The organism is Massilia violaceinigra (assembly GCF_002752675.1).
Lineage (GTDB): Bacteria > Pseudomonadota > Gammaproteobacteria > Burkholderiales > Burkholderiaceae_D > Telluria_A > Telluria_A violaceinigra.
In genome coordinates this window covers 4857541-4869600 of the sequence record NZ_CP024608.1, presented here as the reverse complement: position 1 = coordinate 4869600, position 12060 = coordinate 4857541, and the positions used below count along the sequence as shown (strand labels likewise).

11 protein-coding genes are annotated in these 12060 nt (G+C 63.6%); all 11 read right to left on the bottom strand.

The annotated features are described in order from the left end of the window. Positions 1-262 precede the first annotated feature (262 nt). The gene (locus CR152_RS21305; protein WP_229413494.1) at positions 263-1465 is read right to left on the bottom strand and encodes an EAL domain-containing response regulator; all 1203 of its coding nucleotides are present in this window, start codon (positions 1463-1465) and stop codon (positions 263-265) included. Positions 1466-1541: 76 nt separating this feature from the next. Continuing rightward, entirely contained in the window at positions 1542-2330 is a 789-nt protein-coding gene (locus CR152_RS21300) for a TrmH family RNA methyltransferase (protein WP_099878195.1), read from the bottom strand. Continuing rightward, a complete protein-coding gene (gene rnhB / locus CR152_RS21295; protein WP_099878192.1) occupies positions 2327-3013 on the bottom strand; it encodes a ribonuclease HII in 687 nt (228 codons plus the stop codon). The genes CR152_RS21300 and rnhB overlap by 4 nt, the downstream gene beginning before the upstream one ends. Then, positions 3010-4158 (bottom strand): lipid-A-disaccharide synthase, encoded by a 1149-nt coding sequence (gene lpxB / locus CR152_RS21290; RefSeq protein ID WP_099878189.1) that lies wholly within the window; start codon positions 4156-4158, stop codon positions 3010-3012. The genes rnhB and lpxB overlap by 4 nt, the downstream gene beginning before the upstream one ends. A gap of 43 nt (positions 4159-4201) precedes the next feature. Next, positions 4202-4990, bottom strand: a complete 789-nt coding sequence (lpxA, locus tag CR152_RS21285) for an acyl-ACP--UDP-N-acetylglucosamine O-acyltransferase (RefSeq protein WP_099878186.1) — start codon at positions 4988-4990, stop codon at positions 4202-4204. Then, a complete protein-coding gene (gene fabZ, locus CR152_RS21280; RefSeq protein ID WP_099878183.1) occupies positions 4991-5491 on the bottom strand; it encodes a 3-hydroxyacyl-ACP dehydratase FabZ in 501 nt (166 codons plus the stop codon). A gap of 7 nt (positions 5492-5498) precedes the next feature. Next, complete coding sequence (gene lpxD / locus CR152_RS21275; protein WP_099878180.1) at positions 5499-6548, bottom strand: UDP-3-O-(3-hydroxymyristoyl)glucosamine N-acyltransferase; 1050 nt, start codon at positions 6546-6548, stop codon at positions 5499-5501. Between the two features lie 28 nt (positions 6549-6576). Next, entirely contained in the window at positions 6577-7092 is a 516-nt protein-coding gene (locus tag CR152_RS21270; protein WP_099878178.1) for an OmpH/Skp family outer membrane protein, read from the bottom strand. 41 nt (positions 7093-7133) lie between these two features. Next, positions 7134-9467 (bottom strand): outer membrane protein assembly factor BamA, encoded by a 2334-nt coding sequence (gene bamA / locus CR152_RS21265; RefSeq protein WP_099878175.1) that lies wholly within the window; start codon positions 9465-9467, stop codon positions 7134-7136. 17 nt (positions 9468-9484) lie between these two features. Then, positions 9485-10879, bottom strand: coding sequence for an RIP metalloprotease RseP (rseP, locus tag CR152_RS21260; protein ID WP_099878173.1), 1395 nt, complete (start codon positions 10877-10879; stop codon positions 9485-9487). Then, the gene (gene ispC, locus CR152_RS21255; protein WP_099878170.1) at positions 10876-12057 is read right to left on the bottom strand and encodes a 1-deoxy-D-xylulose-5-phosphate reductoisomerase; all 1182 of its coding nucleotides are present in this window, start codon (positions 12055-12057) and stop codon (positions 10876-10878) included. The genes rseP and ispC overlap by 4 nt, the downstream gene beginning before the upstream one ends. Between the last annotated feature and the right edge of the window lie 3 nt (positions 12058-12060).

Below are 12060 nucleotides of genomic sequence, written 5' to 3'. Positions count from 1 at the left end.
AAAAAGTCATGCATTATATGCCTGAAATGGCAATAATATCAACATGCCAATCACTTTCCCGAGTCGACAACCTCGCGCAGCCGCCCCCAATTTATGACCAACTTGATAACTGATGTTCCCGGGGCCATCGCACCGGACTGCCCCCGCTACGTGCGCTAATACGTCTAGGTCTGGAAGATGGTGTCGATGCTGGTAGGCGTGTACATCATGCATATCCGCTTGGACCGACGATGCAGAGCGCTGGCCCGCCCGCCAAGCGTGTTCAGAAAAACTGTCGCCAGTCCGCCAGCCAGTCCGGAAAGCGCTCCGCTTCCATGGGCCTGGCAATGTGATGGCCCTGCGCGTAGGTGCAGCCGAGACCTTGCAAAAAATCCCAGTCCTGGCGCGTCTCGACACCCACCGCGCACGATTTGCGGTCAAGACTGCGAGCCAGTCCCAGGCAGGAACTGAGCACCGTGGCCAGCGAGCGCTTGCGCGAAGCGCCGTCGACAAAACTGCGGTCGATCTTCAATTCCGAAAACGGCACGCGCGCCAGCTGCTGCACATTCGAGCGCCCGGTGCCGTAGTCGTCCACCGCCAGGCCGTACCCCATCATGCGCAGGCGCAGCAGCCGCTCCAGGAAGCTCGGATCATTGGTCAGCACCGCCGATTCCGGCAGCTCGAAGGTCAGCATCGATGGCGCGATGCCGTGGCGGTCGGTGCACACGCCGATCTGGCGCAGGAAATCGGGATGGCCGATCGTTTCGGCCGACAGGTTGAGCGATATCGCGCCCGGCAAGCCCTTGTCCAAAAACACGCGGCACTGCTCGGCCGAGCGCTCGATCATGGTCCAGTCGAGAAAATCGATGCGGTGGTTCTGTTCCAGCGCATCGATAAAGGCCGCCGGCCCCACCACCCCGTGCTCCGGGTGGCGCCAGCGCGCGAATACTTCCAGGCCCTTCACCTCGCCGCTGGCCAGCTCGATCTTGGGCTGGAAAAAGGGTTCGAACTGGCGCGCCTGCAGCCCCTCGCCCACTTCGGCGAAGCTGAAACGCGGCAGCACGCGGCGCTCCAGCACCGGCGCGGCCGGCGGCGTGTAGTGCGACAGCACCGCTTCAAGGTGGCCGCTGGTGAGCGGCTTGGGGATGGTGCCGAGCAGGTCGAGGCCATAGGCCAGCGCCAGGCTTTCGACCGAAAACAGCAGGCTGGCATGGCAGGCGCCGGTAATGATGGCGCGCGTGCCGGCATTGAGCACGGTGATGTCGCGTATCAGTTCCAGGCCGTCGCGCCCGGACAGGGCCAGGTCGATGATGGCGATGTCGATCGGCGGGCCGTCCGGCGCTTCGATGGTGTGCAGCGCGGCTTCGCCGTCGAGGGCCACGCTGATGCGGGTGGCGCCCAGACGGCCGAGCATGTCGATCAGGGTCTGGCGCTGGGCCGTATCGGCGTCGGCGACCAGAAAGTGCAAGTGGGCGATGTCCATCATTCCTCCGCTAAGTTCTGGTATTGACATTACCCCGAGACCCCTAGCGTCGTCTATGCTGTCAAGAAACTGTTTCGCCTTACTTTGATTGAATCTGCCTCAACTGTTCAAAAAAACAGACAGCTGCACACGCGGCCACGTTGAGCGACTCGATCTGACCCAGGTGCGGAATGACGACTTGATGAGTTGCCAATGCCAGCAGGTCGTGCGCCACGCCCTGCCCTTCGTGCCCGAGCAGCCAGGCGACCGGACGTGCCAGGTCGACATCGTACAGGCGCTGCGTGGCGTAGCCGCTGGTGGCCAGCACGGGAATCGCGGCCGCCTTCACCAGTTCGGCCAGGTCGACGTTTTCGTGGATGTCGACCACGAAGTGCGCGCCCATGGCCGCGCGCAGCACCTTGGGCGACCAGCAAAAGGCCGTGCCGCTGCTGCAGTAGACCTGGGTGATGCCGGCCGCCGCCGCACTGCGCAGGATCGAACCGACGTTACCCGGATCCTGCAGGTTGTCCAGCAGGACCGCGGACGCCGTGAGCACACCCGGCGCGGCGAGCACCGGGGTGGCGATCAGGAACATCAGCCCGACGCCGTGTTCGACCTGGCTCAGGGCGTTGTACAGCGCATCCGGCATGGCGGTGACATACGCATGCGCACTCTCGCACTGCATGATGATGTCGGCCACTTCCGGGTTGGCCAGCGCGCCTTCGGCGACGATGCAGTGCAGCGGCGCGCCGCGCAGCGCCAGGTACGACTGGCACAGGTGCACGCCATCGAGCAGGGTCTGGCCGGCCTTGCGCCGCGCCTGCGAACTGCCGGCGAGGTGCTTGAGGTCTTTATAAAGCGGATTGTCGCGCGAGGTGATGGTTTTCATGCAGCCTCGCCGAAGTCGAACGACATGTCCATGCCGACGATGGTGTTGGCCACCGACACCGGCAAGGTGGCGCGCACCGGCGCGAACGAGCGCCGGTGCACCGGGCAGGCGCCGTGCTCGCGCAGGCGCTCCAGGTGCATCGCGGTGCCGTAGCCCTTGTGCTGGTCGAAGCCGTACTGCGGATACAGCTCGTGCAGCGCCACCAGGGCGGCGTCGCGCGCGGTCTTGGCCAGGATCGAGGCCGCCGAAATCGCATGCACCTTGTCGTCGCCTTCGATGATCGGATGGCAGCGGATCTGCATCACGGGGCTGCGGTTGCCGTCGATCAGGGCAATGGTCGGGATGGTCGACAGGGCTTCCACCGCGCGCCGCATGGCCAGCATGGTCGCCTGCAAAATATTGATGCTGTCGATTTCCTCGTGCGAGCATTCGGCAATCGCCCACGCCAGCGCGTATTCCTTGATCTGCGGGGCCAGGGCTTCGCGCTTCTCGGCGGTAAGCTTCTTGGAGTCGCGCAAGCCTTCGATGGGGCGGTCCGGGTGCAGGATGACGGCGGCAGCGAACACCGGGCCGGCCAGCGGGCCGCGCCCTGCTTCGTCGACGCCGCAGACGATATCGTCAAGCGTGAACGGATAGGCGTTCTTCTTCAGCCCCGGGTAGAAATTGACTTTTTTGGTTCTCATGATGACTTTTTCGATGCCGCGATGACGCGCATGACGCGCATGACGGCGGCCGCGCTTTCCTGCGCGCTGTTGCGCAGCAGGCTATGGTGCATGTCGGTGAAGCGCTGCACCAGCGTTTTGCGGTTGGCCGCGTTGTTAAGTTGTTCCCACATGGCGTCGGCCAGCCCTTGCGGCGTGACCGCGTGCTGCAGCAGTTCCGGCACCAGGAATTCGCGCGCAAGGATGTTCGGCAGCCCGATCCAGGGCTGGTAACCCATGTGGCGCATGATCTCGTACGAGGCGCGCATGACTTTGTAGGCGATCACCATCGGCTTCTTGAACAGCGCCACTTCCAGCGTTGCCGTGCCGGAGGCCACCAGCACCGCGTCGGCGGCGGCAATGGCTTCATGCGAGCGGCCCTCTAACAGGTCGATGCGCACCGACTGCAATCCGGCCCTGGCGATCAGCTCCGTGAAATACTGGCGCTGGCGTTCGCCGGCCATGGGCGCGACGAAGCGCAGGTCCGGGTCGCGCGCGGCCAGCAGCTTGACCGCGCCGACGAAGGGTTCGGCCAGGTATTTGAGTTCGCCCATGCGGCTGCCCGGCATCAGCGCGATCACGCGGGCATCTGGCGGCATACCAAGCGCGCTGCGCGCCGCGGCCACGTCGGGCTCCATGGGAATCAGTTCGGCCAGCGGATGGCCGATGTAGGTGCACGGCACGCCGGCCTTGCGGTAGATCTCTTCCTCGAACGGGAAGATCACCAGCATGTGCGAGACGGCCTTGATGATCTTCTTGATGCGGCCACCGCGCCAGGCCCAGATTTGCGGGCTGACGAAGTGCACGGTCGGAATCCCGGCTTCTTTCAGCTGGAGTTCCAGGCCGAGGTTAAAGCCCGGGTAATCGGCGCCGATGAACACGTCCGGACGCTCGGCCAGCAGGCGGTCGCGCAACGCGTTCTGGATGCCCTTGATTTCGCGGTAGCGCGGAATGATCTCGAACAGGCCGCGCACTGTCAGGCGGTCCATGTCGATGTCGGACACAAACCCCTGCTCGGCCATGCGCGGGCCGCCAATGCCGTGGAAACGCGCGCCGGGAAGATGGGGCGCGAGGCCGGCCAGCAGGCGCGCGGCGAGCATGTCGCCCGATACCTCGCCTGCGACCATGGCTACCGACGCGGCGGCCGCAACCGACGCGCCCCGCGTTGAATCAGCGGACAATGCCACGGGACGCACTGCCCAGGAAGGTCAGCATGGCGCCGATGTCGGCCGCTGCATCGGGCGACTCGTGCTGCTGGTCGACCAGGGCCGCCTTGGCCGCTTCCAGCGTCATGCCGGAGCGGTAAATCAGCTTGTAGGCCGCGCGCACGCCGTCGATCTGCGGCCGGGTGAAGCCGCGCCGCTTCATGCCTTCGATGTTCACGCCATGGGCCGACGCCGGATTGCCCGACACCAGCACGAACGGCGGCACATCCTGGGTCAGGCTGGTGTACATGCCGATGAAGGCGTGCGCGCCGATCTTGCAGAACTGGTGCACGCCGGCAAAACCCGACAAAATCGCCCAGTCGCCCACTTCCACGTGCCCGGCCAGCTGCGCGTTGTTCGAGAAAATCGTGTTGCTGCCGACCTGGCAGTCGTGCGCCAGGTGGCAGTAGGCCGAGATCCAGTTGTCGTTACCCAGGCGCGTGACGCCTTCATCCTGGACGGTGCCGGTATTGAAGGTGCAAAATTCGCGCACCGTGTTGCGATCGCCCACTTCCAGGCGGGTTGGCTCGCCATCCCATTTCTTGTCTTGCGGCGGCGCGCCGATCGAGGAAAACTGGAAGAACTTGTTGTCCTTGCCGATCGTGGTGTGGCCTTCGATGACCACGTGCGGACCGACCACCGTGCCGGCGCCGATCGAGACGTGCGGGCCGATGATCGAAAAGGCGCCGACTTCGACGCTGCTGTCCAATTGAGCGCGCGGGTCGACGATGGCGCTAGGATGAATCGTCGCCATTCAGTTCCCCATTGGCTGGCTCGCGTCGCTCGCGCTGCGGATGGTGCACATCAGGTCCGCTTCGAGGGCGATGGCGCCATCGACGCTGCCGACGGCCTTGTACTTCCAGATGCCGCGCGAGCAGCGCACAATTTCGATATCCATGCGCAGCTGGTCGCCGGGACCGACCGGACGCTTGAAGCGCGCGTTGTCGATGCCGACGAAGTAGACCACCGAATTGGCGTCCGGTTTCACGCCGATCGACATGAACGACAAAATCGCCGCGGTCTGCGCCATCGCTTCGATCATCAGCACGCCCGGCATCACCGGCTTGTGCGGGAAATGCCCGTTGAAGAATTCTTCGTTGGCGGTGACGTTCTTGATCGCGCTGATCGACTTGTGCGCTTCCCAGTCCAGTACGCGGTCGACCAGCAGCATCGGATAGCGGTGCGGCAGGTATTCCTTGATCTGGCAGATGTCGAGGGTCTTGCCGGGCACGCCTTTGTTGTCGGTAATGGTCATATGTCTTCTATTTTTGTTCTGTGAGTGCCTTGACGGCTTTTTCGAGCGCGCGGATTTTTTCACGCATCGACGTCAGGTTGCGCAGCAGGACGGCGTTCTTTTCCCAGTCGCTGTTCTTGGCGATCGGGTAGAAGCCGGTGTACTGGCCCGGTTCCTTGATCGAGTTGGCCACCAGGCTGCCGGCGGTGACGTACACCTTGTCGACGATGGTGATGTGGCCCGAAACCATGGCGGCGCCCCCAAAAGTGCAGTATTTGCCGATGGTGGCGCTGCCGGCCACGCCGACGCAGCCGGCCATCGCCGTGTGCGCGCCGATATGGCAGTTATGCCCGATCTGGATCAGGTTATCGAGCTTGACGCCGTCTTCGATGATGGTGTCGGCCATGGCGCCGCGGTCGACCGTGGTGTTGGCGCCGATATCGACGTCGTCGCCGATGATCACGCGTCCGGTCTGCGGAATCTTGATGTACACGCCGCCCTCGTTGGCGAAGCCGAATCCGTCGGTGCCGATCACGGCGCCCGAGTGGATGATGCCGCGCTTGCCGATCTGGCAGCGTGCATGGAAGGTGGCGTTCGCGAACAGGTGCGTGCCTTCGCCGATGACGGCGTCGCGTCCGACAAAGCTGCCGGCGTCGATGATGGCGTTCGCGCCAATCACCGCGCCCGCTTCGATGGTCACCTGCGGGCCGATATGGGCGCTCGGGTCGACCCTGGCGGTCGGCGCCACGCTGGCGCTCGGGTCGATGCCGGCCGGCGCCACGATCGGATCGAGCGACGCGAAATACTGGGCGGCGTAGGCGAAGTAGACATGCGGGTTTTTGACGACGATGCGCGCGCCCTGGAAGGTCGCGCCGACAATCTCGTCGTCGGCGGCGGAGAGTATCATCGCCGCCGCGCCGCTCTGCGCGGCCTGGGCCCGCAGTTTGCTGTTGCTGAGATAACTGATGTGCGAAACGCCTGCGTCAGCCAATGGCGCGACCCCGGATACCTCGGTATTCGGGTCGCCAATCAGCTGTCCTCCCAAGCGTTCGACCAATTCACCTAGTCGAGTGCTCATCTTGATTCCTGTATTGTTGTGGTGGTGTTTATTTATCGAGCAGCTTGAGGATCTTGTCCGTGATATCGATGCGCGGGCTGGTCCAGGCCGATTCCTGCAGCACGATATCGAGCTTTTCCTGCTCGGCGATCAGTTCGATCAGCTTGCCGGCTTTTTGCGCGATGTTGCCGCGTTCTTCGCTCTTGCGCTGGATCAGGTCTTCGCGGAATTCGCGCTGGGTGCGCTGCACGTCTTTTTCGAGGTCGAGCAGTTCGCGTGCGCGCCGCGTGCGTTCGAGTTCGGGCAGGTTCGGCGCGTCGGTCTCGAACTTCGCTTCCATGGACTTCAAGCGCGCCACCGTATCCTGGATCGCCTTCTGGCGCTTCGAGAACTCGGCTTCGATCTTGGCGTCGGCCGCCTTGGCCAGTTTCGACTCGGTCATCAGGCGTTCGGTGAAAACAAAGCCAATCCTGCTCGGCGCATTTTGCGCCTGGGCCAGCGAGCATGCGCACAAAGCCAGCAAGGCGATGTGCTTGGGCCAGGAGGCAGTCACAGTGTTCAACATAGTTCTCCGCAATCTAAAAGGGAAACGGTCGCGTGGCGCGATCAGAAACCGGTACCCATCTGGAACTGGAAGCGTTCCAGGCGATCACCAGGTTTCGCGTTCAAAGGCTTAGCATAACTCAACTTGAGCGGACCGACCGGCGAAATCCAGCTCACGCCGAGACCTGCCGAGTAACGCAATTCGTTCAAACGGATTTTTTGCTCTTCGCTGTAGACCTGGCCGGCGTCGAAAAAGCCGAACCAGCGCAGGCTGCGGTCGGCGCCGCTGCCCGGGAATGGCATCTGCAGTTCGGCATTGCCGATGATGCGCTTGGCGCCGCCGACGGCGTCGCCGTTGCGGTCGACCACGCCCAGGGACGAGCTCTCGTAACCGCGCACCGAACCGATGCCGCCGCCGTAGAAGTTCTTGAAGACCGGGAACGGGCTGCCCTTGAGGCCGTGGCCGTAATCGAACTCGCCGCGCAGCGCCAGGGTGACCTTGTTGGTGATCGGACGGTACCATTCCTGGTTGTAGATCGCGCGGTAGAATTTGGTGTCGCCGACCACGTCCAGTTCGACGTTGATGCGCTGGTAGCGGCCCGACGATGGCGTGATGGCGCTGTCGCGGCTGTCGCGCTGCCAGGCGGCGGTGAGCGGCAAGGCGTTGGTGGTGGCGCTGCCGATGCCGCTCTCGATGCCGGTGATCTGGCGCACGTATTCCAGGTAGCGGGTCGGGCTGGTGACATCGGTTTCGATGGTGGTGCGTTCCACGCCCACGCCGAAGTACACGGTGTCGGTTTCGGAGAACGGCACGCCGTAGCTCACGCGGCCACCGGTCTGCTTGACCTTGTAGGTGCCGATGTTCAGCGCCGGCGGGTTCAGGGTACGCAGGTACAGCTCGAACTGCTGCGACACGCCGTCTTCGGTGAAGTATGGATTGGTGTGCGAGAAGGCGATCGTGCGGCTGTAGTCGCTCGTGTTCAAGTCGATGCCGACCGTGTTGCCGCTGCCGGCAAAGTTGGCCTGCTGGATCGACGCCGTGAAGGTGAATTTTTCCGCCTGCGAGAACGAGCCGCCGATCAGGAAGTTACCGGTCGGTTTTTCGGTCACGGTCAGGTTCACGTCCACCTGGTCGGAGGTGCCTTGCGCTTCCGGCGTGTCGATGGTCACGTCCTTGAAGTAGCCGAGGCGGTCGACGCGGTCGCGCGACATCTTGATCTTGTTGCCGTCGTACCAGGAGCCCTCGAACTGGCGGAACTCGCGGCGAATGACTTCGTCGCGCGTGGTGGTGTTGCCGGCGATGTTCATGCGGCGCACGTAGGCGCGCTTGCCAGGATCGACAAAAAAGGTGAACGCGACTTCGCGCTTTTCGCGGTCGATTTCGGGGTTCGCATTGACGTTGGCGAAGGCGTAGCCGAAGGTGCCCATGCGGTCCGAAATGAGCTTGTTACTGGCCGTGAGCAGGTCGCCCGAATAGGTCTGGCCCACGCGCAGGCGCACCAGTTCCTTGAGCTCTTCCTCGCGCCCGAACATTTCGCCTTCGAGCTTGATGCCGGAGACGGTGTACTTCTCGCCTTCGGTGATATTGATCGTCAGGTAGATGTCTTTTTTGTCGGGCGTGATCGAGACCTGGGTCGATTCGACGTTCGCTTCGAGGTAACCGCGGTTCAGGTAGAACGACTTGATCGACTCGATGTCGCCGGTCAGCTTGGTCTTGGAATACTGGTCGGCCTTGGTGTACCAGGTGAACCAGCCGGAGGTACCGAGCTGCAGCACTTCGCGCAGTTCCTTGTCCGAGAAGGTCTTGTTGCCGACGATGCTGATCTGCTTGATGCGCGCGACCTCGCCCTCGTCCACGTTGAACATGACGGTGACGCGATTGCGTTCGATCGGGGTGACGGTGGTGGTGATCTTGACGCCGTACAGGCCGTGCGACAGGTACTGGCGCTTGAGTTCCTGCTCGGCGCGGTCGACCGAGGCTTTATCGAAAATCTTGGTCTCGCCGACGCCGATTTCCTTGAGCGCCTTGACCAGCACGTCCTTTTCGAATTCCTTGGTGCCGGTGAAGTCCACGGTGGCGATCGCCGGGCGTTCCTCGACCAGTACGACCAGCACGCCCTTTTCTTCTTCCAGGCGCACGTCCTTGAAGAAGCCGGTCGCGTACAGGGCCTTGATGGCGGCGATGCTCTTTTCATCGTTGAACGTTTCGCCCACGCGCACCGGCAGGTAGCTGAACACGGTACCGGCTTCGGTACGCTGGATGCCCTCGACCCGGATATCCTTGACCACGAACGGGTTCACTGCAAGGGCTTGTCCGGCGCACATCGCCAGGACGGCAGCGCCAATTAAGCTGCGACGAAAGAAAGGCAAGGCAATACGTTCAGAGTTTAATTTCATTGGGGTTATTCAATGGGTCAATCGTTTGGACAACGTACATATGTATTCGCGGGAGGCGTGGCCGCCGGTCGCAGCAGGCGCATCGTATCATTGAAGAGCGCCAGCGCCATCAGCATCACCAAAAACACGATGCCGGCGCGCTGCGCCAACTCGACTATCCGGTCCGGCAGACGGCGCCCGGTCAAAACTTCCAGCGAATAATACAGCAAAAGCCCACCGTCCAGAACCGGAATTGGTAACAGATTCATCACTCCAAGACTGACGCTGACGACGGCAATAAAGCTCAAGAATTCAATCGGACCCATGCGCGCGGTCTTGCCGGCGTAGTCGGCAATCGTGACCACGCCGGTCAGATTGGCGAGCGATACCTGCCCGGTGACCATCTTGCCGATCATTTTCAGGCTCATCACGCTTTGCTGCCAGGTCATGTTGGCACCGGCCAGCACCGCGTCGACCGGGCCGAGCGTGACCTTGACCATCTCGAACAAGGACAGCAATTCGGCATTGATGCGGTAGCGATTAGTAGCTTTATTCAATTCCGGCGTCACGGCCAGGCTCAAGGGACGGCCATCGCGTTCGATCCCGAATTCGAGCGTGCGCCCGCACGACTGGGCGATCAGCGCCATCAAGGCGGCGCCGTCGGGCAGCGGCTTGCCGTCGACGCTGAGCACACGGTCGCCCGGGCGCATCCCTGCCCTGGCGGCCGGACCGGCGCTATCGGGAATCTTGCCGATGGAAACCGGGGAGCGGAACATGGAAATGCCGAGCTCGCCGAGCAGGTCGCCTTCGACATCCTTGCCGGCCAGGGCCGCCGGCGGCAAGGTGGCGCTGTAGCGCGCCCCGCCCGGCTGGGTGACGTCGAGGCGCACGCCGCTCTTGTCGAGCACGGCCTTCAGGGTTTCCCAGCGCAGTTCGGAAAAAGTGGAAACCGGCACGCCGTTGACGCCGACAATGCGGTCGCCTCCGCGCAGGCCGGCCTGGAAGGCGGGCGTGGTGTCGGCCATGGCGCGCACGCGGGTACCGACCTCGTCCATGCCCACCATATACAGACCGCCGAACACGGCGATGGCCAGCAGGAAGTTGGCGATCGGGCCGGCCGCGACGATGGCGATGCGCTGCCACACGCTCTTGCGGGTGAATTCGCGCGCCTGGTCGGCCTCGCTCGTAGCGCGGGTGTCCGGATCGCGGTCGTCCAGCATGCGCACGTAGCCGCCCAGCGGAAGCATGGAAACGACCCATTCGGTCTGGTCGGCGCCGAAGCGGCGCGACCAGATGACCTTGCCGAAGCCGAGCGAGAAGCGCAGCACTTTCACGCCGCACAGGCGGGCCACCGTGTAGTGGCCCAGTTCGTGAAAAATGATCAGCGGTCCCAGCGCACACAGAAACGCCAGGACGGTGGTGAGGAACGTCATCTGGCCAGGCCGGCGACGATGCTGCCGGCGGCGGCGCGGGCGCGCGCGTCGCACGCCAGTACCGCGTCGATGCTGGTCGCCGCGTGGTGGTCGTTCTCGTGCATGACGCGCGCGATCACGCGGTCGATGTCGCGAAAGCCGATGCGGCGTTCCAGGAAGGCTTGCACCGCCACTTCGTTGGCCGCGTTGAGCAGAGCCGGCGCGGTGCCGCCCGCTTCAAGCGACTCGAAGGCCAGCGCCAGGCAGGGAAAGCGCGCGAAATCGGGCTTGTGGAACTGCAGGGTGCCAATGCTGGTCAGGTCGAGCTGGGCCACGCCGGATTCGATGCGCTCAGGAAATGCGAGGGCATTCGCAATCGGGGTGCGCATGTCGGGGTTGCCCAGTTCGGCGATGACCGAGCCGTCCACGTAGGACACCATCGAATGGATCACGCTTTGCGGGTGGATCACCACCTCGATCAGCGCGGCCGGCGCGCCGAACAGCCAGTGCGCCTCGATCACTTCCAGGCCCTTGTTCATCATGGTGGCCGAGTCGACCGAAATCTTGCGCCCCATGACCCAGTTCGGGTGCTTGCAGGCTTCGTCGGGGGTGACGTGTTCGAGCGTCTCGACCGCGCGGTTCAAGAACGGGCCGCCGGACGCGGTCAGCAGGATCTTGGCCACGCCCGCGGCGCCGGGCTGGCGCGCGTAGGATTGCGGCAGCGACTGGAAAATGGCGTTGTGCTCGCTGTCGATCGGCAGCAAGGTGGCGCCATGCTCGTGCACTGCGTCCATGAACAGCTGGCCGGACATGACCAGTGCTTCCTTGTTCGCGAGCAAAATTTTCTTGCCGGCACGGGCTGCGGCCAGGGTCGGAGCCAGGCCGGCGGCGCCGACGATGGCGGCCATCACGGTGTCGGTCTCGGCACTGGCGGCGATCGAGCAGAGCGCGGCTTCGCCGTATTCGACCTGGGTGCCCAGGTCGCGTTCGCGCAGCAAGGCGGTCAGGCGGGCGGCGGCATCGGCGCTGCCGACCACGGCGCGCGCCGGCCGGAAGCGTGCGCACTGCTCGGCCAGCTCTTCCACCTTGGCATGCGCGCTGAGCGCATACACCTGGTATTTATCGGGATGGCGTGCAAGCACGTCCAGGGTGGACACGCCGATCGAACCGGTCGCGCCTAAAATGGTGATGCGTTGCATAGT

Coding starts and splice junctions, on each gene's coding strand:
- CR152_RS21305 (WP_229413494.1), bottom strand. CDS start 1,465: ATGATGGACATCGCCCACTTGCACTTTCTGGTCGCCGACGCCGATACG.
- CR152_RS21300 (WP_099878195.1), bottom strand. CDS start 2,330: ATGAAAACCATCACCTCGCGCGACAATCCGCTTTATAAAGACCTCAAG.
- bamA (WP_099878175.1), bottom strand. CDS start 9,467: ATGAAATTAAACTCTGAACGTATTGCCTTGCCTTTCTTTCGTCGCAGC.
- lpxD (WP_099878180.1), bottom strand. CDS start 6,548: ATGAGCACTCGACTAGGTGAATTGGTCGAACGCTTGGGAGGACAGCTG.
- rnhB (WP_099878192.1), bottom strand. CDS start 3,013: ATGAGAACCAAAAAAGTCAATTTCTACCCGGGGCTGAAGAAGAACGCC.
- lpxB (WP_099878189.1), bottom strand. CDS start 4,158: ATGGTCGCAGGCGAGGTATCGGGCGACATGCTCGCCGCGCGCCTGCTG.
- rseP (WP_099878173.1), bottom strand. CDS start 10,879: ATGACGTTCCTCACCACCGTCCTGGCGTTTCTGTGTGCGCTGGGACCG.
- lpxA (WP_099878186.1), bottom strand. CDS start 4,990: ATGGCGACGATTCATCCTAGCGCCATCGTCGACCCGCGCGCTCAATTG.
- fabZ (WP_099878183.1), bottom strand. CDS start 5,491: ATGACCATTACCGACAACAAAGGCGTGCCCGGCAAGACCCTCGACATC.
- ispC (WP_099878170.1), bottom strand. CDS start 12,057: ATGCAACGCATCACCATTTTAGGCGCGACCGGTTCGATCGGCGTGTCC.
- CR152_RS21270 (WP_099878178.1), bottom strand. CDS start 7,092: ATGTTGAACACTGTGACTGCCTCCTGGCCCAAGCACATCGCCTTGCTG.